The following is a 26,105-nucleotide window of genomic DNA, read 5'->3' as shown; positions in this document are numbered from 1 at the left end:
TTCTTCGCGGAGCTGGGCGAAGGCCTGGGGGCTGGTGACTTCGTGGCAGAGGTGGAGCCCGATAAAGAGCTGGCACTGGCCGCTCGGGAGCTTTGCTACCGTGTGGCTCTCAAAAATCTTCTGATAGAGTGATTTTCCCATGATTTTTTCTCTTTTTTGCGCTCGTCCGGACATTTACGCAAATGTCCGAATGGAGCCGTTCAATTGCGGCACAAATATAGAAAAAACCTCGGCAATTGCCGAGGTTCTCCCATGCACAAACTCCATAAAATGCGCTATCTAGAGGTATTTGCTGAACACGTCCATGAGATTGCTGTTCCAGTTTCCCGTATAGGCCTCGAAACCGCCCACGCCGGTGAATCCCCAGTAATGCCAGGACATGCCGTAGCTTTCTGCCGCCTTGATGGCCGCGTCGGTCCATTTCGCGCGCTCTTCGCTGGTGGGGCCGTTGCCGCCGCAAGTCGAAACGCCGAATTCACCCATGTTCATCGGGATGTGCCCGCCGTTAATGTCGGGGAAATGGACGAGGGCGGAATCAACGTAAGACTTGAACTGCATCGGAATCTTGGAAATGTCGGTATCCTTCAGCCTTCTTCCGCAGTCGTAGCCGTGACCCTGGTGCGTAAACTCGAACGGTTCGTAGTAGTGGCCCGTGAAGATGATGTTGCCGTCGGCGGGGAGCTTCACGTTCGAAATCTGCGCGAACTTGGAATATCCGTTGCCTTCGAACATGATTGTCTTGCCCGGGGCGTTCTTGCGGATGACTTCGTAGGCGGAGAGCATCAGGTCATCGACGAACTTGTTTTTCATTTCATGCGGCTCGTTAAAGATTTCCAGCACGATTTGGTCGTCGCCGTATTCGTCCATTTCCCTTGCGACCTGTTCCCACATTCCGAGGAAACGAGCCTTTTCCTTGTCGTAACCGCTGGGATTGTTGTCGTAGTAGAGGGCGTAGTTGTTGAGTTCCATGTAATGGTGGAAGTTCACGATGACGATGAGTCCCTGTGCGAGAGCAAGATCGATATCGGCCTTCACGCCAGCGAGTCGGCCGGCATCCAGCGTGTAGGGCGCTTCCTTCGCGGCATCGTAGTTCCAGCGGACGGGGAGGCGTATGGACTTGAAACCGGCATCCTTGATAATCTTGAAATATTCATCCTTGATGCAGTTGCTCCATCCGCAGTCGGCCGTGGCGCCTTTCTGGCCCTGGGATTCCCAGGCATTGCCCAGGTTGATGCCGGGGCCGAGCTTCTCGTTCATGGCGCGTCCCTTGGAGTAGTCGACCGGAACCACGTTCAATTTTTTCCAGGTGGAATTCTGGCACAACACATAAGCGGATTCGTGTTGGACGATATTCCCGTTTTTCTCGGCGGTGCATGCGCCGTTCTTTTCTGTTACGGCGATGTCCAGGAGTTCCTCGTCGCTCGCATATTTCCATTTGGATTTTTTGCAGAGGAAATTCTTGTCGCCCGATTCTTTAAGCTTTCCTTCCAACGCTTCGGTGCATTCCCCGAACAGCTCGGATCCTTCGCGGTTCTGGAGCACTGCGGCCGATGCGATACGCCATATGGAATCTCCGCATACGAAATTCTTGTCGTAGTATTGGCTGAACTCGTTTACGGCTTTCTTGATTTCTTCTTGGTTGGTAGAATCGCAGGTGCCGAGCCCGAACGTTTCGAACCAGAAGATGCGGACTTTTTGATCGAAGTTCGACAGTTCCTGCGGAAGAATCATGTTCTCGAGGGTGTAGGAGAGGTCGTCCATTCTCTGCATGTACGCCCAGTCTGCGATTTGCGCCTTTGTTTTGGCGTCGTCCCATGTGCCGTCCTTCTCGATATCGGCAGCGATTGCGTCTATGATGCCCTGAATGTCGGAAGATGCGTTGTCGGCGGTGATCAAGAACGAAATCGTGAGCAGGTTCGCGTCGGCGGCGCTGTTGCCGAATACGGAAAGACCGCGCGCCGGAACAAGATGATTCTGCATGTGGAACGCCCGCAGGACTTCGCCTTCCGCCTTGCCTTGAGCGTCGGCGTAGCTCATGGATTTTTCCTTCATCAGGTAGGCGATACGCGGGGCCTCCAGGTGGGTAAGCATGTTCACGTTGGCCGTGTCGCCGTCAACACCGCGGATGAGCGAGCGGAGGGTCATTGTCGCGTTGGCATCGCCCTGAACGATGTTCAGGAATTTTCCCGAAACTTCCTGCATGGCGAAGGAGGGGAGGCCCGAGTACGGAAGGGTGTATTTGCCGAATTCGTCGGAGACGGTGCCGCTTGCCGCATCATCGGTCGGCGAAAGGTCGGATTCCGAGAGGTATTGCAGCTTTACGGTGGCTCCGGCCTGGAACGGGCCTTCGCATACGCCGGTAAGGGTGCCCGTGTAGCCGCCATCAGGAGGGGGGACGTCAGGCGTGAGAATGGTCGTGTCCTTGGGGGCGGACGAAGATGAATTTGCGTTTTGATGATTGCTCGAGGAATCCCCGTTGCCGGAATCGTCTATGGTGTCGTCGGCGGAGTTCGAGTTGCTGGGGTCATCGGAACAGGCGATAAAAGCGCTTGCCGGGAGCAGGAGCGCCGAAAGGATTATTGCGGGTAAACAAATTTTGCGGATGGACATAGTTTCCTCACTTACAAAAATAAAAATAGATTTGCAAATGGTTGATGTCCTTTTTTATATGTCACAAAGCGTTTACCGTTGTTACCAGCTGCGGGTTTGCGCTTTTCCGTGAACGGAAAAGGCCCGTATTGCGATTTCATCGCATAAACCGGCGCCTCAACAATAGAAACAAGCAAGCTTGTTTCTGCTGTACTCGGCTTAGGTTTATTTAACGGGCCTTTGCAGTGAGAGAGCACGAGTTGCCGGAGATTCTGCTCCAGAGACGTCGAGTGCTCGGTCTGTAATCGCGAACGGTCTTCCGTGAGCAACAAAGCCCCAGTTATCAAACTGGGGCGGTTGCGACCTTTGACCACTTAGCGCTTCAGCGCTTATGTGGGCATGGCCCCCCTTGCGGGGGTAGCGAGTGAGGAACCGGAGGTCTCGACACTCAAAATGTCGAACGAGCGGTCTTTTGTGAATGGAAAAGGCCCGTATTAACGGGCCTTTGCAGTGAGAGTGAGCGCTTACCGGAGTAATTTAATACTCAAACTAAGCGCGAACGGTCTTAATTCGTTTCGAACTTGTAGGCTTCGCGGTAGTACGCCATCATCTCGTCCGTACTTCCGAACGCCCTGCGGGCAGCGGCGCCAACCTGACGGTCCTTGCGCACGAGGTCCGTAATCTTGGAATTCACATCCTTGAAGAAGAGGTCGTTGCTGGCCATGTCCACGTGGTTCTGCGTGTAGTTCATGTGGTAACGGCGTTCGAGCATCTGGAAGAGCTCCGTCTGGCAAGCGTTGACGGGCGGTTCCCTCTTGGCGACGGGCATGTAGCATGCCTGGATGTAGTCCTGCTTCATGTCGACGATCATCTGGTCGATAGCAGGAATGTCATGACGGGAGTCATGGCTGGCGAGATCCGCCGTCGGTGTCTTGATGCCTGAGCAGCCGGCCAACATTGCTGCAGAGAAGAGGAGAGAGGCCACAAATCCAGATTTCATTATTGATAAACTCCTTGGTTTTTACTCTAAAGTTCTCTTCGTCCCTAAAACTGGTTACAAAGTTATTTAAATGTTGATATCTTGGCGATGGTGGTTTTGTAATTATTTACTTACTTCCGGTGAAAATAAGCAAAAAAAAGCCATTCTTGTGACCTGAGTCACCATGTTTTTCGGAACCTTTAGTGACATCTGTCACAAAGCGGCTTTTTGTTGCCTTGAATGGGCTTTTGAATGCGCTGTTTCGCTATTAAGGCATGTTCGGTTTGAACTTGTAATACCACGCAATCGGGTCTATTACTTTGTACGAAACATTCCCGATGCGGTTCGTGCCGCGCTTGTCGATAACGCCCGTTACAATGTGCGCGTGCGGGCCTGTCGTGTGCCCAGTCATGCCGACCGTCGCTATCGGGTCGCCCTGCATAACTTCTTGCCCGTCAAGGTACAAAAGTTGGTCGCAGTGCATAAAGATCAGCACGTCCTTTTCGCGTACGAGTCCGATCATTACGCCGCCGCGTTCGTTCTTGCTGGTATAGGCCTTCGCGGAGAACGGGGCGAGAATGCGCGCGCCTTGCCTCGATGCCAGGTCGATGCCGTTGTGCTTGCGTCCGCCGATGCCTTTCTCGTTGTAGAACTCGGTGATGTAGGCGACGCTGTCCGAAAGTATGGAGGTCCAGTACTTCCATGCGGCTCCGATGGAATCGGCTGCGGCGCGGGGGAGGTTGCTCGGGCGCGAGAACTTGATGACGGTCCCTTGCGGCGGCGTGGCGAGCGCGTTCGATTCCCAGCCCTGTCCCTTGTAACCGTTGTCGTTTATCGTTTCGTCGAGGTACTGGCGGACCATCTTGTCGTCGGAGATGACCGCGTTGAATCGTCCGATGGCGTAACGCGCGATGCGGCGCAGGTTCTCCTTGCCGTCGAAGGTGTAGTCGAAAGAGGGTGCGACCGAAAGCTTGTTCCTTTCGGGTATGCGGTCGCGCATGTTGGAGTGGCTACTTTGTATGCTGGTCGGGTAGATGAATGGCGTAAGCAGCGCAATGAGCAGGAACAACGGGAATAGGTTGCGGAAAAGCCTGGAGAGCCCTTCCATCGGGTTCTTGCGCAGTATGCCTTCTTTCAAGATGTACTTGACGCTTTCGGCCAGCGCCTCGGGCTTGTCCTCGAACTTGCTGCGCTCCGCCACATACTTCGAGCAACTGCGCTTGACGGCCTTCGCTGCGCGCGGGAATCGCTTCTTGTCGGGGAACTTCGCCGGAAGCCAGAGGATGTTCTTTTTCTGCAGTGTCGGGCTATCCTCGATGAATGCCGCGGCGTCGTTTACGTTGTCTGCAGAGATCATCACGAGCTTCGTAATCTCGATGATGTTCTTGTCGAGCGCGGTCGGATCGTCCGCGGGCATCACGCATATCGTATGCGGTACAATCTTCTTTATGGATTCGAGATTGCGGTAGAACTTGCGGAACGAATCCTCGGCGGAATCTACGGGCGCAAACCCGCCGAACACGAGCCCGTCTTGCTTTCGCTCGTCGATTTCCTGCAGCTCAGTTTTCGTGAGCGTGCGCGTGAACAGGTCCGCCAGCGTGAGCGGTGCCTTTTCCTTCATGGTGCGCGTGAAATCGAAAACAACAAAACACGCGCCAGCGTTCATTGCCAGCGCGAATTTTTCAAGGGCCTCCTGGGGAATGCGGCTTCCGGGGAAAACCGCCATCACCAGTTCGCCTTGCGCATACAGGTAATCGAGAACCTGCCGCTGCATGGGCGGTTAGACCTTCCTGGAGCCTCTCGGGTACGTAAAGCCGGAAGGAGGAGCGGCGACGAACTTGTCGACCTGCAGGTAGAGTTCCTCGGGGCTTGCGGACGGGTTGAAATAGATTTCCTGGTTCCTGTTCTGGCTTCTGCCCTTGAGGGGTTCGCCGCGGCGGCCGCGGGAAACGACTCCGAGCGGGAGCACTTCAAGAAGCGGGAGGAGACCGAAGTAGCGGAACAGGCTGAAGTTCTTCTGCCAGGTGGCGCGTTCGGCGAGAATCGCGAATGTACCTTCGATGACGGACTTGGACTGCAGCAGGTCGTCGGAAGTCATCGTCACCAGCTCGTGGTTGGTGGGGAAGTTATTGACGAAGTTGACCAGGTCGCCCTTAAGGTAATTGGCGTCGCAGAGAAATACGAATTTCATGTTTTGTCCCAACGTTGAAGGATTTTTGGTATTATACGAGCCAATATTAGTATTTTTACGCGATTTTGTCATTTGACCCTAAAAAATGGGGCATTATACCAATTTGGACGATATTTTGTTTGAAATGCGTAAGTCGTTGATACTCAATGACTTACGAGATTTCTCTCAAAAAAAAATAAAAAAAATGCCGATTTTTTGCTAAAAATGCCGATTTTTCGTGAGTAAAAGCATTATATTTGAGCGCATAACACGCATGTAGCAAGCGTGCCTGTTTTTGTTTTTTGGCAAAATTCATGATGCTTGTGGCAGTATTATGGGAGACAGTAAAAGATGAATAAAATGAAATGGCCTGTTACAGCGCTTTTGGCATCGGCTGGAGTTCTAGCCTCTGTCGTAATTGCGCAGGAAAATTCTGGCAAGTCCCCGGCGGTCGAAAACAACGCGCCGTCAGTGAACGGGATTCCAGGGGAATCTATCAACGAAGGCGGCAAGTTCGCTCCGATCAAGCTTGATAGTTATGTCTCGGACGACATGGACAAGCCCGCGCAGCTCAAGTGGTCTGTATCGGGCAACAAGAGCATCAAGGTGTCCATCTCGAACGACCATGTGGCCACCCTGCAGGTCCCCGACCAGTACTGGAACGGTTCCGAAGACATTACGTTTGCGGCTACCGACTCCAAGGGTGCTGTTGGTTCCGAGACGGTCAACTTCTCTGTTGAATCCGTGAACAACCCGCCTGTCATGAAGGCCATTCCCGAACAGAACATCGACGAAGGCAAGCAGTTTACCAAGATTAAACTCGATGAATTCGTGACTGACCCGGACCACCCGAAGGACCAGATCTTGTGGGAATTCGACATCCAACCGGTGGGCAAGGATCAAGCTGAAGGCGACCTCAACGTTGAAATCGACCCGAAGCGCGTCGCTACCATTATCATCCCCGATACCAACTGGTACGGTTCTGCAAAGATTACATTCACTGCGACCGACGGCGAGTACGCGTCCGACAAGAAGACGGCTCTCTTCACGGTGAAGCCGATTAACGATGCTCCCGTGCTGCAGAAGATTCCTGACCAAACCATCGAAGAAAAGAACGAGTTCGAATCTATCTCCCTTACGGACTTCGTGAGCGATGTCGATGATGACGTCTCGAAAATCAAGTGGGCCATTACGGGCAACAAGGACCTGAAGTTCGACCTCGACAAGTACGGTACCGCGAACATCAAGATCCCGAACGAATTCTGGAACGGAACTGAAACCGTTACCTTTACTGCGACCGACCCCGCTGGTGCGGCGGTGAGCACGAAGGCCACCTTCACGGTGAAGTCCATCAACGACCCGCCGGAGTTCACGAAGGACGTGCCTGAACAGACCATCGAAGAAAAACAGGAATTCAAGCCGATCGAGCTCTCGCAGCTCGTGAAGGATCCGGACCACAAGATGGAACAGCTCAAGTGGGAAGTTTCTGGCAACAAGGACCTGAAGGTCAAGATTGCCGGCGGTACTGCCACAATCGCCATCCCGAGTAAGTTCTGGAATGGTTCCGAAACGCTCAAGTTCAAGGTGTGCGACCCGGCTAACGCTTGCGCCACTTCTGAGGCTACGTTCACCGTCAACTCTGTGAACGATAAGCCCGAATTCACGAAGACTATCCCGAACCAGACCATCGAAGAAAAGAAGCAGTTTGCCAAGATCAAGCTTGACGAATTCGTCAAGGATGCTGACCACAAGAATTCTGAACTCTCTTGGGATGTCGACGTGAAGCACCAGGGCAAGGAGCCCGAATCCGGAACGCTCGTCGTCAACATCGACGAGAACCGCATCGCTTCTATCGAAATCCCCGACACCTACTGGAACGGCGCCGCTGTGGCGACGTTCACCTGCTCCGACCCGGAAGGTGCTTCCATCAAGCAGGCCGTTACCCTTACGGTAAGCTCCATCAACGACAAGCCGGTGTTCAAGAAGATTCCTGACCAGGAAGTCGAAGAGAAGACCGAACTTTCTTCCATCGTTCTCGACGAATACCTTTCTGACCCGGACCACGACATCTCGAAGCTGAAGGTCGAAGTCGCCGGCAACAAGGACATCAAGGTCAACATCAACCAGAAGACTCGCGAAGTCACGTTCAAGACTCCGAACGAACTCTGGAACGGTTCCGAGACTGTCACGTTCACTGCTACCGACCCGGAAGGCGGTGTGGCTAAGACCACGATGAAGCTCTCGGTGAAGTCCATCAACGACCCGCCGGTCATGAAGGACATTCCGGAACAGACCATCAAGGAAAAGGGCCAGTTCAAGGATGTTGAACTCGACAAGTATGTCGATGACCTCGACCACGGCAAGGACAAGCTCAAGTGGACGATTACCGGCAACCGCGAACTCAAGGTTGTCGTCGACGCGAACCGCGTGATGAAGGTGACTCCGCCGAGCCCGCAGTGGAACGGCTCCGAGACGCTTACCATCAAGGTTTCCGACCCGGAAGGCGCTTCTGACGAACGCTCCATCGCTTACACGGTGGAATCCGTGAACGACCTGCCCGAATTCGTGAAGCAGATCCAGCCGCAGACTATCAAGGAAAAGGGTCAATTCCAGCCCATCAAGCTTGCCGAAATGGTCCGCGACCTCGACAACAAGCTTTCTGATCTCACGTTCTCTGTCGACGTGAAGCCGACGGTGAAGGGCAAGGACGGCGATCTTTCTGTTGAAATCGACGCCCAGCACGTCGCCAAGGTAAATATCCCGAACAAGTTCTGGAACGGTGCCGCCGAAATTACCTTCACGGTTACCGACCCCGAAGGTGCAAAGGCTTCTTCTAAGGCCCTCTTCACGGTGCAGTCCGTGAACGACGTGCCCGAACTCAAGAAGGTCCCGGACCAGATGATTGAAGAAAAGCAGCAGTTCAACCCGGTGAACCTCGCCGAACTCGTGAACGACGCTGACCATGAATTTGCAAAGCTCAAGTGGACTGTCACTGGCAACAAGGAACTGAAGGTCGATATCGACAAGAACGGTGTTGCCACCATCAAGACTCCGAACCCGAAGTGGAACGGTTCCGAAAAGGTGACCTTCACGGTTGCCGACCCGGAAGGCGCTGCTGCCAAGAGCGACGCCGTGTTCACGGTGAAGTCCATCAACGACCCGCCGGTCATGAAGGATATCGCAAGCCAGAAGATCAAGGAGAAGGAACAGTTTAAGCCCATCGCGCTGGATGACTTCGCGAAGGACGAGGACCACGACAACTCCAAGCTCAAGTGGACGTTCTCCGGCAACAAGGACCTGAAGGTCCAGATGGATGCCAAGCATGTGGTGACCGTTACCGCCCCGAACAAGTTCTGGCACGGCGAAGAAGTTATCACGTTCACCGTTACCGACCCGGAAGGCGCTGCTGATTCCCGCAAGGTCAAGTTCACCGTTGAATCCGTGAACGACCTGCCGGTGTTCACCAAGCCCATCAAGGATCAGACCATTCCTGAAAAGCGCGAGTTCGCGATTATCAACCTCGCTGACATCGTGGCTGATCCGGACCACAAGCCCGAACAGCTCACCTGGAGCTTCGACGTGAAGCCGGCGAAGGGTGCTCCGAAGACCTATATTCCGAAGCTGTCCGTGAAGGTGGAAAACCGCATGGCCCGCATCATCATTCCGGACAAGAACTGGAACGGTGCCGAAGAAATCACGTTCAAGGTGGAAGATCCGGAAGGCGGCAAGGCCAGCTGCACGGCGCTCTTCACCGTGACCTCCGTTAACGACGCTCCGACCATCGGCAAGATTGAAGACCAGATTGTCGAAGAAAAGCAGGAATTCACTCCGATTGATCTCGCGGCCATCATCAAGGACCCGGATCATCCGTACGAAAAGCTCAATATTGAAGTTACTGGCAACAAGGACCTGAAGGTCGACATCAGCAAGGACGGCAAGGCTACGGTCAAGGCCCCGAGCAAGATGTGGAACGGTACCGAGAAGATCACGTTCGTCGTGACCGACCCGGAAGGTGCCGCTGCCAAGGCCATGGTCACCTTCACGGTGAAGTCCATCAACGACCCGCCGATTATGAAGGATATCGCGAACCAGACTATCAAGGAAAAGGGCCAGTTCAAGCCTATCGAACTTGATAACTTCGTCGATGACCTCGACCACGCCAAGAACAAGCTCAAGTGGAAGATTGAAGGCGCCAAGGAACTCAAGGTGCAGATGGACGGCAGCCACAAGGTCACCGTTTCTCAGCCGAACCCGCAGTGGAACGGTTCCGAGACGATTACGTTCACCGTCACCGACCCGGAAGGCGCTTCCGATTCTCGCAAGGTCACCTTCACTGTGGAATCCGTGAACGACGCTCCTGAATTCGTGCGCGAACTCAAGGATCAGTCCATCGACGAGAAGAAGCAGTTCCAGACCATTAGGCTCGGCGACCTCGTGAAGGACCCGGACCACAAGGCTTCTGATATCAAGTGGAGCTTCGAAGTGAAGCCCGCCAAGCTCGCTTCCGCCGAACCGGCCCCGAAGAAGGGCAAGAAGGCCAAGGCCGAACCCGAAGTGAAGGCTCCGGCTGTTGAAACTCTCAAGGTCAGCGTGGATGCGAACCAGGTGGCGACCATCGAAATCCCGAACAAGTTCTGGAACGGTGCCGCGAACATCACGTTCACCGCGACCGACCCGGAAGGCGCCAAGACCTCGAAGACCGCACGCTTCGAAGTGCGTTCTATCAACGACCCGCCGAAGATTGCCGAGAAGGCTCCGCAGGGCGAGACCATCCGCGAAGGCGGCCGCTTCAAGACGATCGACCTTGCTAACCTCGCTATTGATCCGGACCATCCGGCCACCAGCCTCAAGTGGAGTGTCTCGGGCAACAAGCAGCTGAAGGTTGATATCCGCAAGGACAACACCGTCATCGTTTCTGTGCCTGATCCGCAGTGGTCTGGCCGCGAAATGCTCACGTTCACCGTCACCGACCCGGAAGGCGCTTCTGCTAACCACAGGATGACCTTCGAAGTGACCCGCGTGAACGACCCGCCGACGCTTGCGAAGAAGATTCCTGACCAGAAGATCAAGGAAAAGGAAAACTTCAAGCAGATCAAGCTCGACGAATTCGTGAAGGACCCGGACAACAAGCCGAACGAACTCGTTTGGACTGTCACTGGCAACAAGAAGCTCAAGGCTGAAATTTCTCCGAGCCGCATCCTTACCGTCTCCGCTCCGGACAAGTACTTCTGGTGCGCACCCGAGACGATGGTCTTGGAAGTCAAGGACCCGGATGGTGCCGCTACCTCGCAGACGGTGACCTTCGAAATTACCTCGGTGAACGACGTTCCTGAGATGAAGGACATTCCTGGCCAGAGGATCAAGGAAAAGGGCCAGTTCAAGGAAATCGACCTGAACAAGTTTGTGCGTGACCCCGACCACAAGAACGAACAGCTCACGTGGACGGCTACTGTCGCGAAGGTCGGCCCTGTCGCCGCTCCGAAGAAGGAAGTCAAGCCCAAGAAGCCCGCGAAGAAGGGCAAGAAGGGCGCCAAGGAAGAGAAGGTCGAAGAGGCCGCTCCGGCACCGGTTCCGGTTGACGAATTCCAGGTGGAAATCGACAGCAGGAACATCGCCCGCATCAACATTTCCGACAAGTTCTGGCATGGCGAACGCAACGTGACCTTCACGGTCACCGACCCGGAAGGCGCTAAGGCCTCCAAGACGGTGAACTTCCTCGTGGAATCCGTGAACGACGCTCCGGTCATCAAGCCGATTCCGACCCAGTCCATCCAGGAGAAGGAACACTTCAAGCCGATCGATCTTTCTCAGTTCGTGTCTGATCCGGATCATCCGTTCGCCGCGCTCAAGTTCGAAGTGGGCTCTACCCGCTCTCTGAAGGCTTCCGTGAATGCGAAGAAGGAACTGGTTGTCTCTACTCCGGACAAGTTCTGGAGCGGTACTGAAAAGGTCAAGCTCGACGTGATTGACCCGGAAGGCGCTAAGGGCACTGTGCAGGTCACCTTCGAAGTGACTCCGGTGAACGACCCGCCGGTCGTGAAGTTCATTCCTGGCCAGAAGATCAAGGAAAGGGAAAAGTTCGCTCCGGTCGACCTCTCGAAGGCCGCCGAAGACCCGGACAACAAGCCTGCCGAACTCCGCTGGTCTGTTGCCGGCAACAAGGACTTGAAGGTTGACATCAAGGGCAGCCGCGCCATGGTGGTGACCCCGAACCCGAACTGGTTCGGCAAGGAAACCCTCACGTTCACCGTGAAGGATCCGTCCGGTGCTTCTGCTTCCAAGAGCGCAACCTTCGAAGTGACTCCGGTCAACGATCCTCCGGTACTCAAGCCGGTGCAGCCGTTCGTAATCGACGAAAAGAAGCAGTTCCAGCCGTTCGACTTCAGCAAGGTCGTGAGCGATCCGGACAACAAGCTTGAAGATCTCAAGTGGTCTCTCGATAACGACGTCCCGGGTGCCAAGGCCGCTCCTGCCAAGAAGGGCAAGAAGGCTAAGCCTGTCGACCCCGAAGATGGACCGGTCAAGCATGAAATGAAGTTTGAAATCAGCGACAAGGGCGTGCTTACCGCCGAGACCCCGAACAAGTTCTGGTATGGTACCGAAACCGTGACCGTGAACGTGTTCGACCCGGCTGGTGAAAAGGCCTCCGTGAAGGTGAAGTTCACCGTGCGTCCTGTGAACGACCCGCCGGTCGTGCAGGAAATTCCGGGCCAGGAAACCCTCGAAGGCAAGTCCTTCAAGGCTATCAAGCTCGACCAGTACGTGACTGACCCCGACCACAAGCCGCACGAAATCAAGTGGAAGGTCTCCGGCGCCAAGAATCTCGACGTGATGATTTCTGGCGGTCGTGAAGCCGTCGTGAAGCCCAAGAGGCAGGATTGGTTCGGCGAAGAAACCCTCGTGTTCATGGCTCAGGACCCGGCAGGCGGAATGGACAAGGCCGTCGTCAAGTTCGTCGTGAAGCACGTGAACTCCGCTCCGGTGATGCGCGATATCCAGGACTTCACCATCAGGGAAGATGACAATGAAGGCGTTATCGCTACCATCAAGACCGATCAGTATGCCCGCGACAAGGACCACAGGCCTGAAGAGCTCAAGTGGACCTGGACTGGCAACAAGTTCCTGCAGGTGAAGTACGACAAGTTCAAGAGGATCCTCACTGTGTCCCAGCCGCACGAAAACTGGAACGGCAAGCCGGAACGTATCACGTTCACGGTGACCGACCCGGAAGGTGCTAAGGCCCAGAAGACTGCTACCTTCACGGTTATTCCTGTGAATGACCCGCCGGTGGCAAAGTCCCAGACCTACATGACCCAGGAAGGCGAAATGCTCAAGGTGACCGCATCTGAAGGCCTGATGAATGGCGTTTCCGATGCCGATGGCGAAAAGCCCGTGGCCGTTCAGCTGGTGCAGCGTCCGCGCAACGGCAAGATTGAGCTGAACGAGCGCGACGGTAGCTTCACCTACACGCCGAACCGCGGATTCTCCGGCCTCGATGAATTCACCTTCAAGGTGAAGGATCCGGGTGGAGTCTACTCCAAGGTCGAAACCGCCGAAGTCAACGTTACCTTCAAGATGAAGGACCTGCGTGGCAACGCTCCGAAGCCGGCTCCGAAGGTTGAAGAACCGAAGGAAGAAGAAAAGCCCGCTAAGGACGACAGAAAGGGCAAGAAGAAAAAGAAGAAAAGGTAATCTTCCTTCTTGAATGAATTGACAAAACCCGTGCAGTGAACCTGCGCGGGTTTTTCTTTATGGAAGTCGCGATGTGTAGTGTGTGGGGGAGGGCGTTTTTAGCCTTTACATACTAATCGATGTTTTATACCCATTTGGTATGTAATTTTGTGCGCCTGGAGGGTGCTTTTTGAGATAAAAGAAGGGATGACGGGGCCGCAATGCTGCTTTTGGGCCTGTTTCTATGTTGTCGAGTCGTGTTTTTACATACCAGCGGCAAGTATTTAGGCGTTTAGTATGTAAGCCTATTGGAGAGCCCATTCGCTTTACATACTAAATGAGCGGAGCATATGCCTTGGTATGTAATAGAGCTTTTTAGGCTTGTATCGCTTCGCTCAATAAACGAAAAAGACCTTCTTTCGAAGGTGGATATTTGGTTTATTTCGCTTTGCTCAATAAACGAAAAGTCCTCTCTTTCGAGAGGACTTTTTCGCGGGATAGACGAGGCTTGAACTCGCAACCTCCGGCGTGACAGGCCGGTGCTCTAACCAAAATTGAGCTACCACCCCAGAGTGGTTGTGACTGATTTCTCAATCAACGTGCCAAATATACAAATGTATTCCGTTCTTGTCAAGTGAAAAAGCGCTTTTTTTGCAATTTTTTTGAGAAAATTTTTTTCTAGCGCGCAGGAACTTTTCCTTTGACAAGTTCAGGATGACAAAGACGAGCTATGCGCATCTTTGTCACTTCTGGCCGGGATACTTGACGCGGGTATGGAACGTGCCGTCCAGGCTGTGCAAGAAGGCCTTCTCGAGCTTGAACAGTTCCTTGATGGAAAGGTCGCACTCGTTGAACTGTCCTTCATTGAAACGTCCCTGGATGGTGTTGTGGATCATGTCGGCGAGGCTTTCCTGGTTCTGGTCGGTCATCGAGCGGCTGGTGGCCTCGATGATGTCGGCGAGCATCAGGATTGCGGTTTCCTTGGTCTGCGGCTTGGGGCCCTTGTAGCGGAAATCCGCCTCGTTGACGGTCTTGCCTTCGGCGGCTGCGTTTTCGACCGCCTTGTGGTAGAAATACTGGATGAGCGTCGTGCCGTGGTGCTCGTTGATGCCTGCGGTGACGATGTCGGGGAGCTTGTATTCCTTGGCGAGCACGTTGCCCTGCACCACGTGGCCCACGATGATTTTCACGGAGTGTTCCGGATCGATATTGTTGTGCGGGTTCACGCCCTGCTTCTGGTTCTCGGTGAAGTATTCCGGGCGCATGGTCTTGCCGATGTCGTGGTAGAGCGCCATGACGCGCACCAGGAGCGAATTGGCGCCGATGCTGTCGGCGACCTTTTCGGCGAGGTTGGACACCTGGATGCTGTGGTGGAACGTGCCGGGAGAAAGCTCGGAGATGCGCTTGAGCGCTGGGCGGTTGAAGTCGGACATTTCCATGAGCGTAAGGACGGTCGTGATGCCGAAAATGCGCTCGACAAGGTGGATGAAGAACACCGACGCGATGGCCGTGCAAATCATGATATTCACGGAGCCTGCGATGAGCGTCTGGTAGAACGGGGTGAATCCCATGCGGTTACGCAGCAGGAACATGATGCATATGGCGCAGGCGAGCCCGATTACGCCGGCCATCATGGACCAGACGAACTGGATACGGTAGCGGATACGGATGAGCGGGTAGGTGAGGACGGAGAGGACTCCGAACACGGTGACCATGGCCGCGAGGTCGTAGCCGTTGAGGATGCCGAAGAATATGGAGGAGAACGCCTCGAAGGCGATGCCGATGCGCTGTTCGTAAAGCACCATCGCGATGACGGGCGTGATGGCGAACGGGTACAGCCACATGATGTCGATTCCTTCGGGGAGCGGCATCACGTTGAGCTTGTTGAGGCTGTCCGAGAAGTTGTGCATGAGCCAGAAGGCGACGAGCTGAAGGGCCAGAAGCGCCATGAGGCTCCAAAGCTGGCGCGGGGTGCGCAGCGTCTTGGTGGACGAAGAAAACGCGAAGAAGCAGAAGAGGATGGTGATGCACACGAAGAACACGAGCACCTGGCCGTAAGGGGCGGTGAGGGTGCGGGCGTTTTCTTCTTTCTGCTGCGCCTGCTGGAAGGCTTCGAGCTTTTCGAGGATTTCCTTGGTCACCGGAGTGCCCTGCGTGACGATTTCGACGCCGCGCGGGACCATGCCCTTGATGAGGGTGACCTTGTCGCGGGCTTCCTGCTTGCGGGCCTGCGTTTCCTTTTCGAGGTAGAATACGTTGGGGAGCGTGAATACGTAGAGGATTTCGTAGAATGCACTCTGGAGGCTCTGATCGGAGGGGAAGGCGCGCTGCAACTGGCTGAACGCTTCTTCGACGCGGCGCTGGATGGGCTGGATTTCGCTCACTTCGAGCGTGTTTTCTTCGCTGTCCTTGATGAGCGAGACCGTGGGCTTGTTGTAGATGATGGCCTTGGTGTTCTGCAGGTTGTAGTTGTTGCTGAACAACTGTACTTCGGTCTCGGTTTTCGCGACGAGCGTGTTGGAGACGCCCTTCTCGAGCATGCGATTGAACGTGGCGAGCAGGGAATCGCGCGCCTTGGAATTCTGGCTAAGCGGGCGAATGGCGGTGACGGAGACGCGCTGCTTGAGGGTCTCGTAAATGCGGCTGGCCTGCTGCACCTTGCGCTGCAGGGAGTCGTTGCTTTCTGCGTTGCCGCCGTTCGCGCTGATTTGCGCCTGGAGGTAGCCGTACTGCGCGAGTTTCTGCAGGTACTGCTTGAGGTCTTCGCTGATGCGGTTTGTCTCGTCGGTGTTGTACCCGAAGATGGCGTTCACCTTCTCTTCGGCGCGCTGGCGTTCGACCTCGATTTCCTGCTTGGACTTGGGAATGTCGAACTTGAGCGTCGAGACGATGGTGCGCGTGCTCAGCTGGCCCAAATGCGGGTGTTCCGCCTGCAGGGCGATGTTCTTATCGGGGAAAAGGAGTATGGCCAGTATCGTAATAAGTATCCACCCGATGGCGAGATGGATTCTTTTCTGCTTCTTCTTCATTTCACTTTTCCTTGTTTTCGTAGGCTTGTAGGATGTCCTTGACCAGGTGGTGGCGGAGAACGTCCGTCTTGTCGAATTCGATTTGCGCGATGCCGCGTATGCCCGAAAGGATGCGCATGGCATGCTTCAGGCCCGATTCTTCGCCCTTCGCGAGGTCGACCTGCGAGGTGTCGCCGGTGATGATGGCCTTGCTGTGGGGGCCTAGGCGGGTGAGGAACATCTTCATCTGCGCCTTGGTGGTGTTCTGTGCCTCGTCCAGGATGATGAAGGCGCGCTTGAGCGTGCGCCCGCGCATGTAGGCGAGCGGTGCGACTTCGATGGCCCCCGTTTCTTCGTAGCGGCGGAGTTTTTCGGCTGGCAGAAGTTCGGAGAGGCTGTCATGGATGGGGCGCAGGTAAGGAGCGATTTTCTCTTTGAGGTCGCCCGGCAGGAACCCGAGGGATTCGCCCGCCTCGACTGCGGGGCGGACAAGGCAGATGCGCTCGGCTTCGCGTTTTTCGAGACTTGCGACGGCGAGCGCCACCGCGAGGAACGTCTTGCCGGTGCCGGCGGGGCCCTTCGCGAATATGATGTCGTTTTTGTCGACCGCCTTGACCAGTTCGGCCTGCGAGCGGGTCTTCGCCGTGATGGCGATGCCGAACCTGTTCCTGAGGATGGGCGCCGTCGGCAGGGCTTCCAGATCTACGGGTTCCCCCGGTTCCGGTTGCCCGATGAGGCGGTCCACTTCTTTCGCTGTGAGCACGCCACCGCGTTTTGCGATGAATTTCAGCTGGTCCAGCACGGAAAACAGGCCGTGGACGTCCGACTTGTCGGTCGTCTTGACCGATAGCCCCGGAAGCCTGGTCTGTATTTCAACACAAAAACGGCTCTCCAATAAGCGGAAAACCGTTTCGTTTTCACCTGAAACAACGCGTTTCAGGTTATCTGAGATGGAATAATGTTCCAAACTGCCTACTCGGCGTCGGGACGTTCCACAGGGATGCCCAACTTGTTCTTGGCATCGAAGATTTCCTTACGGAGCTTGTGGTTTTCTTCGTTAGCGGCCATAGCTTCGTCTTCGGTCTTCTTCAGCTTGTTTTCATCAATAACTTCCTTCGGGGCAGAAGCTTTCTTCTTGCTGGTGCTGCCGCTTCCGGAAACCTCTTCCGTACCTTCGTCATCGGCGTAATAGCCTTCGCTGCTGCCGCCGTTAGATCCGCCGGCACATGCGGTAAAGAATGCAAAGGAGAGAGAGGCGAGGATAAGTTTCCATTTTTTTGTAAGAGACATTTTGTTCAGGCTCCATTCTAGTCTGTGATGCCTAAAATCTATAATATTTTAATGTGGAAGGTTAGCGAAAATGGTAAATTTATAGCGAAATTTTACTTACTTAGAGGATAAAATGGCATCAAAAGCGATTTCCAGGCCTTATTCACAAGTTTTTATTGATTCTCCGCGCTACAATTCGAGAAATCTGTACAGGAAACGCCGCAAGGCGATGCTCAAGGAGCTTGATTCATTTTGTGTGATAGCCGGTATCCCCGCGGATCCGGGTTCCGAGGAGGCCTACGTGCAGACTTGGAACCGGTTTATCCAGGAACCGGCCTTCCTTTTTCTCACGGGCATCAACCAGGCGGGCTGTTATCTGCTGCTCGACCCCGCGACGGGCGAGGAAATCCTTTTCGTGCCGCCGAAGGATCCGTTCAGGGAGTTCTGGAACGGCAAGCGCCTCGGGTACCTGGAAGGTGACAGCGATGTGGCGAAGGTTACGGGAATCGCCGACGTGCGTAGTGAATCCGAGCTTTGGGACGAAATAGCCTTGCGCGTCTCCCGTCTCCCGGAGGGCGGGCATGCCTACGCCTACTATTTCGAGAAGTTCAGGGACGACCACAACGACCGGTTCAGGAAGTCTATGCTCAAGTCCCTGCGCGGGACTGGAATTTCGCTCAGGAGCGCCGCCGCTCTGCACTGGAAGTTGCGGCTCCCGCTCGAACCCGAGCGTATCGCGGATGCCGAGGCCGCGCAGAAGGTGACGGACGAGGCCTTCCGTACGGTGCTGCCCATGTTTGCTGAATTCAGGAACGAGCGGGAGCTTGCGCTGCGTCTCGATTACGAGATGCAGCGCCGGAGCGACGGCGACCTCGCGTTCCCGACGATTGCCGCCTGCGGGAAGAACGCCTGCTGCCTGCATTACGTGAAAAAGGACGAGCCGCTCGTCTCTGGCGAACTCGTGCTGCTGGATTTCGGTATCCGCATGGGCTCGCTCCACAGCGACATTTCGCGTACGGTTCCGGTAAACGGCAAGTTCGACCCGCTGCAGAAGCTCCTGTACCAGATTGTGCTAGATTCTGCCGCGGAATACCAGAAGTTCGTGAAGCCCGGGGTCTCGTTGAGGGATATCGGGCAGGTTCCCTGGGATTATATAATGGAGCAACTAGAAACTAGGCTGGTGCAGGGGGCCAAGGGTTCGTATGAACTGCTGTACGACAGGCGCCCCCACGGGGTGAGCCATTTTATCGGCGAGCAGATTCACGAGGGCGACCCCGGCTCGCGCTCGCTCGACGTGGTCCTTGAACCGGGTATGCTCATATCTTGCGAACCGGGATTGTACGGCAAGTTCTCGGGCGTATTTGGCGGCAGGCGTATTACTGCGCAAATAGGCATCCGCATAGAAGATGACCTTCTTGTTACAAAAAGTGGTTTTATAAATGTTTCAAAGCATATTCCGAAGGAAATTGCCGAAATCGAGAAGCTGATGGGCCGATAACGGCCCTTTTTCACTGGGGAAAACACCGAGAATTTCTAGATTTTACGTCACGTTTTTTCCTACCCGATTTTATAAAGGTGCAAAAATGTGGAAAGTTAAAGGATCTATCCGCTATTTCCTGTCGATTCTCGCAATGACCTTCGTACAGTGTGGTGTGTTCATCTATGCCCAGAAAATTCTCTCGGGCTCTTTTTCCGACTCGGATACTGGCCAGATATGGCAGACGTTCATGCTGCAGGTGTTTTTCCTCGCGCCCTACGTTTTGATGATATGGCCCGCCGGGTTCTTTACCAACAGGTTCTCCAAGAATAAGATTCTGGCTTGGTCTGCGCTGTTCATGACGGCGTTCGTGATTGCCCAGGCGGTTCTGGTTTCCTGCAACTGCCCGCGAGTCGCATTCTGGCTTTCTATCGGGCTTTCTTCCGGATTCGCGGTCCACAGTGCGGCCAAGTATGCGATTGTCCGCGAGATGTTCGGCGTCCACAACTTGAGCTATGCTAACGCCTTCTTGCAGATTTTCTCCATTATCGGCGTGATTACTTCGAGCTGGCTTGTCATCGTGGGTATTAACCTCATCGACTTGGAATCGCTCGTCCGTTATGAGGCTGTGGGCTTCCTGCTTTCGAAATCCGTCGTCATTCCGTGGATTTTGACGGGCGTGAGCGTCCTCGGTACGGTCGCGAGCTTCCTCGTGCCGAAGGTCAAGTACGAAGACCACAACATTAAGTTCTCCGTGGCCCGTCGCCGCCTGAGCTTCGGCTGGCGCCACCGCACGCTGCGTGCCACCATCATTACGCTTTCGATGTTCTGGGCCATGGCTCAGGTGTTCATCCTCATGTTCCAGGACGTGTCCGGCTCCCAGACGGTAGCCACGCTCCAGAATTTCCTCTCGTTCACCATCGTTGGCCTCATGGTGGGCTCCATCATCGCCGCCCACAATTCCAAGGACTTCATCGAGACGGGCTTTATCCCCCTCGGCATGGCCGGTGCTTCCATCTGCATGTTCCTCATCCCGTTCATGGTGCATCCGGTTGCCCTGTCTATCCTTTATAGCGCCATCGGTATCTTCGGGGGCATGTTCCTCGTGCCGGTGAACGCCCTTCTGCAGTACAACACGCGCCCCAACAATTCCGGCTGGGTGCTTGCGCTTGCGAATCTTATCCAGGCGCTAGTACTTGTGGTGTTCCTGTTCGTGTATTCTACTATGGTGCGTTACACGGACATACAGCCGCAATACTATTTCATCGGGCTGGCCGTCATATCGGTGGGCGTTTTCTACTGGTCCATTTCGAACCTTCCGCAGGCCCTCGTCCGCTCGCTCTTGCGCCTTGTCTTTAGCCGTTACAAGATCCGCGTGCTCAATGTGGGCAATATCCCGAATGACGGACCGGTGCTCTTGGTCGGTAACCACCACAGCTTCATCGACTGGGCCATGGTGCAGATGGCCTGCCCGCGCCCGCTGTGCATCGCGAGCAACAAGGACCATTTCGAGAAGTGGTACCTGCGTTCCATGCTCAAGCGCCTGGGAAGCATCCGTATAGACAACCGCCACCCCGAAGAGGCGATGAAGAAGATTCACGACCGCCTCATGGAAGGCCATGCGGTGGTCATCTTCCCGACGGGCGAAGTTTCCCGTTCCCCGCACGTTGAACCCTTCAGCATAGATTATTCCAAGGCGGTGGAAGGTACCGATGCGACCGTCGTGCCGTTCTACATCCAGGGCCTCTGGGGCTCGAACTTCAGCTACAGCGGCTCCAACATGTACGGCGCGAGCGCCGAACGTACCGTGACCATCGCTTTCAGTGCGCCTATCGATGCGACGACGCCCGCGAACAAGGTTCGTGCCATCATCCGCAAGATTTCCATCGACGCCTGGAACTACTCCGTCTCGTTCGTGAAGCCGGTCGGCGACGCCTGGATCAAGACGTACAAGAAGTACGTGAAGAACGGCCCTGCCATCTACAATCCGGACGGCGGGCACTTCTCGGGCTACAAGCTCATGGGCGCGGTTATCGCGTTCAGCAAGCTCTTGAGGAAAAAGGTTGGGCCCGAAGAACAGAACGTGGGCATTATGCTCCCGCCTTCTCCGGCGGGCGTGATTGTGAACCTCGCGCTCTGGCTCTGTGGCAAGACCAACGTGAACCTGAACTACACCTCGTCGGTCGACAACGTGAAGTTCTGTGCCGCCCGCGCCGACGTGAAGACGGTCGTCTCGAGCCGCATGTTCGTTGAAAAGCTCAAGGGCCGCGGAAACGACTATTCGAAGATAGCGGGCGAGAACCTGAACCTGCTCTACGCCGAAGACCTGATGAAGGAAATTCCGAAGGCGAAGATCGCGTTCTACATGTTCTTCTGCATGATTGCGCCCGCATGGCTCATCAAGTTCTTGTTCCGCAAGCGCGTGAGCCTCGACAGCATTGCCGCCATCATGTTCAGTTCGGGCTCTGAAGGTACCCCGAAGGGCGTGATGCTGAGCCACAGGAACCTGATGGGCAATATCCAGCAGCTCGCTTGTATTTTCAACGTGACGCGCAACGACGTGATGCTTTCGGAACTCCCGCTGTTCCATAGCTTCGGCCTCACGGTGACTACGCTCTTGAACCTTACCGAAGGTTGCCCCATCGTGACGGTTGCCGACCCGACCGACGTGAAGACCATGGCCCGCGTATGTGCGGAATTCCGCGTTACGGCGTTCGTCGCGACCCCGACCTTCTTGCGTGCGTTTACGATTAGCCGCTACGTGCACCCGATGGCGCTCAAGTATGTCCGCCTGATTATCGCTGGTGCCGAAGCATTGCGTCCGGAACTTGCGACCGCATTCCGCCTCAAGTTCGGCAAGGAAATCTACGAAGGATACGGCTGTACCGAAACCGCTCCGGTGGCATCCATCAATACCGAGAACAACCTGCACAGCGACTACATGACGATGCAGGTGAACAACAAGCCGGGTACCGTGGGCATGGCGCTCCCGGGCTCGCAGTTCCTGATTGTGGATCCGGATACGAACGAACCTCTGCCGACGGGCGAGGCGGGCATGATCCTCATCGGCGGTTGCCAGGTGATGGTGGGCTACCTCAAGGATCCGGAACGCACGAAGGACGTGACCGTGATGATTGGCGGCAAGCGCTACTACCGCACGGGCGACAAGGGCTACCTCGACGAGGACGGCTTCCTCACGATCGTGGACCGCTACAGCCGCTTCGCGAAGCTTGGTGGCGAGATGGTGAGCCTCGGTGCTGTCGAGAAGAAGATTCAGGATACGCCGGTGCTCGAAGGCTGCGACTACGTGGTGACTTCGATTCCGGATTCGGCGAAGGGCGAAAAGATTGTGCTCCTCTACCAGGGTGAAAAGGACCCGAAGGACGTGCTTTCTGAACTGCGCGCGAGCGGGTTCCCGCCGATCATGCTTCCGGCTGCTGCTTTTGCCGTCGAGAAGGTCCCGAAGCTCGGTACGGGCAAGGCGGACTTTACCACAGCCAAGAAGCTCGCGAAGGAACTCGCCGGAATGAAATAAAATGTAGGATGTGAAATTAGAACTTAGAGCGTAGAAGTTCCTAGTTCTGAGTTACTAGTTACTAGCATAGACGACATCAAGAAGCATTTTGGTATAAGATATTCTAGTAACTAGGAACTATTAACTCCATTAGATTATGACTGAAGAAAAGAAAATCCAAGGACTGGCTCCGGTACGGACAGCGCACCTCGTCGCGTCGCTGTTTGCCCTTGTGGGTATGGTTTTCTTGCTCTTGGAACGCGTGCTCGCCGCGGTGCTTGAAATGGCCCGCGGGGCAGTGACGCTCGGACTTGCTCGGTACAACAACTTTACCGGGCGGTTTGCCGCGCAGAATTTCTCCGAGGACAAGGAACTTCTCGGCCTGCTGAAGGAAGCCGAGGGGCTGCTCCCCATGGCGGATGTCGCGCTCGTCGTCTTGCTGGTGATTTCCGTGCTCCTGATTCTGGTGGCCGCGGCGGGGCTTGCCTTCCCGCGACAGATGCTCCACATCCTTGTGGCCTTGAAATTGCTCAAGTGGCAGAAGGGGAAGGAGGTTGAACCCGAGGGTGAGTCCATCGGCGAGGTGCTCGAAAAGCTGGGCAACGTGCCGCTCAAGAAGATAGCGCTTCCGCTCGTGTGTATTGTCGCGGTGGTGGTTGCCGTTTTCGCGGTGCGCAGCTGCAACGAGACCGCTCAGGAGAACGAGCTTGCCGCCTCGGTCAGGGACATGCAGGAACAGTCCCTGGCCTACATCAACGCGCAGAAGGATTTCTTCGCGAAGAACGCCTATGTCGGGAACGCGAAGGCCCTGCAGCTGGGCGATTCCGCATCGACGGACTATTTTGATTACAAGATTACATCTACGAGGTTCACCGCGGTATCGAAAGTGGACATTTCGGGATGCCCCGCCGGGAGCAAGTGGAGCGTTTCGGCCTCGGCGAAGGGTGTTTTTACTAAGGAACTCGCGCTTTACCGCAGTGCCCCGAAGGACACGAACTGCGTGAAGCTTACGCCCGATTACAAGAACTTGGGCCGTGCAAGGTAGCCTTTTACGGCCGCTTTTGCGTTTTTTTTATTTACTCTTTCCTTTGCGCAGTCCTACGGGGCCCAAAAAAGAATATATTCATTCGTAGTTTGGGAATAAATCCGGGCCAATAGGAGTGCTTATGAAAAGATGGGTGGTGGTTTCCCTTTTCCTTGGCGGTTTGTGCAGTGCAGGCGCTGTCACGTGGAATCCTGTATGCGAACCGCACGGGCATAGGCTTGTCCGTGCGTCCGAGCATTTTGAGATATGCCGCAAGGACAAATACGACGACGGCTCCACGAACATGGTGGGAATCTCGAGCGACGAGGCGCAGAAGGGCCTGGATATCCTGGAAGAAATTTTCACGTTTTACCATGATTCTTTAAAATGGGCGCTGCCGCAGCCCGGCAATCCGAATAGCAAGATAAAGGTTGCCGTCTACGTGTTTGACGACGAGAAGATGGGCGCGCTTTACGGGGGCGACAACAACGAGGCCTGTGGCGACGGTGGGTGTTCTCCCGGCATCTGGCTCGGGAAGGGCTCCTTGAGCGACCGCTGGGGTCTTGCGCACGAATATGCGCACGGCATGCAGAGCCTTGCCGGATGGATGGGCAACAACAGCCATACGGGCTGGGTTTGCGAATCGCATGCGAACTGGATGGCCCACCAGTTTATCCCGAATGAGGCTCCCGGCTGTTCGGAATACCTTATCGATTTCCCGTTCCTGTATTACGGCTCGACGCGCGACCGTTACTGCAACTGGCATTTCATGGAACACCTCAAGGAATCGTTCGGTGGCGGCATCGAGGGGGCCAAGCAGGTGAACCGCATCTGGACGGAATCCATCGCCGACGGCGAGGACGGGCTTATGGACCAGACGCCCTTCACGGCCATGATGATGGTTTACAAGTGGTCGCTTGACGACCTGAACGAAGAGTTCGGCCGGTGGGCGATGAAGCAGGCGACGCTCGAGTACGTCCCCCAAAAGAAGGCTTTGTACAAGAAGGCCTGGGGCGATTACGAATTTTCGACGAGGCGCAGTGTCGGTGTAGGTTACCCCTACAGCAACCATGCCCGCGTGACGATGCTTAACAAGATGGAGTGCGATTCCGCCGTTTCGGGGGAATGCCCCGACCGATACATTTCGCCGAGCTACTGGGCTCCGCAGCGCTGGGGCTACAATCTGGTGCGGCTTTACCCTGACAAGGCGGGGAAGGTCTCGGTCAAGTTCCGCGGAATCGTGCAGGACAAGCCGACCGTCAAGGGCTACACCTGCTTTGGCGACAATACCGACGACTACATGGGCAAGAAGTACAACTGGTGCAACTACGCGCCGGACAAGTTGCCGGATCCGGCTTCGGGCTGGACGGCGGGCCTTGTCGCCGAAGGTGCGGACGGGACCGCGCGTTACAGCGAGATGAAGCACGGTACGGGATTCAACCTTGAAATCGAGACGAAGGCAAGCGACAAGGCTTTGTGGCTTGCCGTGGCGGCGACCCCGACCGAGATGCAGACGATTCTCTGGGACCAGTTCTACTATAGCATCTACCGCTATCCGTACATGATTGAGGTCGTGAACGGCGCACCCGAAGGCTACAACAAGGATTTCTGGAAACCCGCGAACACAAGCGGCTACAAGCAGCACGCCAATGGTGGGGGGTGGGTAAGCGGCAAGGCGACCGTGGCCACCACTGCATTTGTCGGGCCGAATGCGGTCGTGAACGGCGGAACCGTTACGGGGAAGGCCCGCATCGAGGATTTTGCAGTTATTAATGGTGGTTCCGTCGGCGACAACGCCGTTGTTCGCGGGCGTGCCTTCATGAGCGCGGGGTCGGTCAGCGACGACGCCGTGCTCGAAGAAGACGCCTGGCTCGTGGGCGGGAGCATCAGCGGGAACGCGAAGGTCGGCGCGCTTTCGGTGATTTTTGAAAGCACCATCAAGGACGATGCACAGGTTTACGGCGTGATGTGGCCGCTTGAATACAAGACTGTCGGCGGGACGGCGCAGCTGCGTGGCGACCTCGAGAACAATTTCAGCAAGGAACTCACGAAGGGAGTGTTCTTCGGCTTGGTTGAAGATGCGATGCTGAACAACCCGAATTACGGCGCGAATCTGACGGAACCGCCCACCGACGCGACGGCGGGTATCGAGAATGCCGTGTGGTACGCCATAGCGGAGGATTCTGTCGGGACATCCGGAAATCCTGCGGGTCAGGATACTACGATTGCCATCAGGAACATTGCTCGCATGCCGGCTACGGAAATGCACGAACCGAAAATCTACTTCGATTCAAAAGAGCAGAGTTTGTTCGTAAAATTCAAGAAAAACGGGCGCGATTTCCGCTTCCGCGTGAATGGCCGGAAGAGCCCGAGGTAGTTTTCGGGCCTTTGCCTGCTTGAATTA

Annotated in this window: 13 protein-coding genes, 1 tRNA gene and 1 pseudogene; 5 read left to right on the top strand and 10 right to left on the bottom strand. The window is 55.4% G+C overall.

Annotated elements, in window-relative coordinates; translation table 11 throughout:
- The 6 genes and pseudogenes from IK012_RS13640 to IK012_RS11570 all read right to left on the bottom strand — a co-directional run.
- Positions 1-141, bottom strand: a pseudogene (locus IK012_RS13640) (3-isopropylmalate dehydratase large subunit); the annotation flags it as partial.
- Positions 142-279: 138 nt separating this feature from the next.
- A complete protein-coding gene (locus IK012_RS11590) occupies positions 280-2,610 on the bottom strand; it encodes a glycoside hydrolase family 5 protein (protein ID WP_290954712.1) in 2,331 nt (776 codons plus the stop codon).
- Between the two features lie 11 nt (positions 2,611-2,621).
- The gene (locus IK012_RS11585; RefSeq protein WP_290954709.1) at positions 2,622-2,918 is read right to left on the bottom strand and encodes a hypothetical protein; all 297 of its coding nucleotides are present in this window, start codon (positions 2,916-2,918) and stop codon (positions 2,622-2,624) included.
- A gap of 236 nt (positions 2,919-3,154) precedes the next feature.
- Positions 3,155-3,589 (bottom strand): hypothetical protein, encoded by a 435-nt coding sequence (locus IK012_RS11580; RefSeq protein ID WP_173380114.1) that lies wholly within the window; start codon positions 3,587-3,589, stop codon positions 3,155-3,157.
- Between the two features lie 247 nt (positions 3,590-3,836).
- A complete protein-coding gene (locus tag IK012_RS11575) occupies positions 3,837-5,342 on the bottom strand; it encodes a M23 family metallopeptidase (protein ID WP_290954705.1) in 1,506 nt (501 codons plus the stop codon).
- A 6-nt stretch (positions 5,343-5,348) separates the two neighbouring features.
- Positions 5,349-5,759: a hypothetical protein gene (locus tag IK012_RS11570; RefSeq protein ID WP_290954702.1), complete on the bottom strand. Its 411-nt coding sequence runs from the start codon at positions 5,757-5,759 to the stop codon at positions 5,349-5,351.
- Between the two features lie 330 nt (positions 5,760-6,089).
- Here IK012_RS11570 and IK012_RS11565 point away from each other — a divergent pair, with 330 nt between their 5' ends.
- The gene (locus IK012_RS11565; RefSeq protein ID WP_290954700.1) at positions 6,090-13,430 is read left to right on the top strand and encodes a tandem-95 repeat protein; all 7,341 of its coding nucleotides are present in this window, start codon (positions 6,090-6,092) and stop codon (positions 13,428-13,430) included.
- 472 nt (positions 13,431-13,902) lie between these two features.
- On the opposite strand, the gene IK012_RS11560 is transcribed toward IK012_RS11565, so the two are convergent.
- The 4 genes from IK012_RS11560 to IK012_RS11545 form a co-directional block, all read right to left on the bottom strand.
- A tRNA-Asp gene (locus tag IK012_RS11560) sits at positions 13,903-13,978 on the bottom strand.
- A gap of 174 nt (positions 13,979-14,152) precedes the next feature.
- Positions 14,153-16,438: an HDIG domain-containing metalloprotein gene (locus IK012_RS11555; protein ID WP_290954697.1), complete on the bottom strand. Its 2,286-nt coding sequence runs from the start codon at positions 16,436-16,438 to the stop codon at positions 14,153-14,155.
- A gap of 1 nt (position 16,439) precedes the next feature.
- The gene (locus IK012_RS11550; protein WP_290954688.1) at positions 16,440-17,312 is read right to left on the bottom strand and encodes a PhoH family protein; all 873 of its coding nucleotides are present in this window, start codon (positions 17,310-17,312) and stop codon (positions 16,440-16,442) included.
- 77 nt (positions 17,313-17,389) lie between these two features.
- A complete protein-coding gene (locus IK012_RS11545; protein WP_290954682.1) occupies positions 17,390-17,707 on the bottom strand; it encodes a hypothetical protein in 318 nt (105 codons plus the stop codon).
- Positions 17,708-17,819: 112 nt separating this feature from the next.
- Between IK012_RS11545 and IK012_RS11540 the strand changes: the two genes are divergently transcribed.
- The 4 genes from IK012_RS11540 to IK012_RS11525 all read left to right on the top strand — a co-directional run bounded on the left by IK012_RS11540 (position 17,820) and on the right by IK012_RS11525 (position 26,078).
- Positions 17,820-19,184, top strand: coding sequence for a Xaa-Pro peptidase family protein (locus IK012_RS11540; RefSeq protein WP_290954680.1), 1,365 nt, complete (start codon positions 17,820-17,822; stop codon positions 19,182-19,184).
- 85 nt (positions 19,185-19,269) lie between these two features.
- Positions 19,270-22,698: an MFS transporter gene (locus tag IK012_RS11535; RefSeq protein ID WP_290954677.1), complete on the top strand. Its 3,429-nt coding sequence runs from the start codon at positions 19,270-19,272 to the stop codon at positions 22,696-22,698.
- Positions 22,699-22,834: 136 nt separating this feature from the next.
- On the top strand, positions 22,835-23,722 hold the full coding sequence (locus tag IK012_RS11530; RefSeq protein WP_290954674.1) for a hypothetical protein: 888 nt from the start codon (positions 22,835-22,837) through the stop codon (positions 23,720-23,722).
- 121 nt (positions 23,723-23,843) lie between these two features.
- The gene (locus IK012_RS11525) at positions 23,844-26,078 is read left to right on the top strand and encodes a DUF6055 domain-containing protein (RefSeq protein WP_290954671.1); all 2,235 of its coding nucleotides are present in this window, start codon (positions 23,844-23,846) and stop codon (positions 26,076-26,078) included.
- Positions 26,079-26,105: the final 27 nt, after the last annotated feature.

Source organism: Fibrobacter sp. (assembly GCF_017551775.1).
Classification (GTDB): domain Bacteria; phylum Fibrobacterota; class Fibrobacteria; order Fibrobacterales; family Fibrobacteraceae; genus Fibrobacter.
Note: the sequence above shows the minus strand (reverse complement) of the source record. Positions and strands in the feature narration are given on the sequence as shown.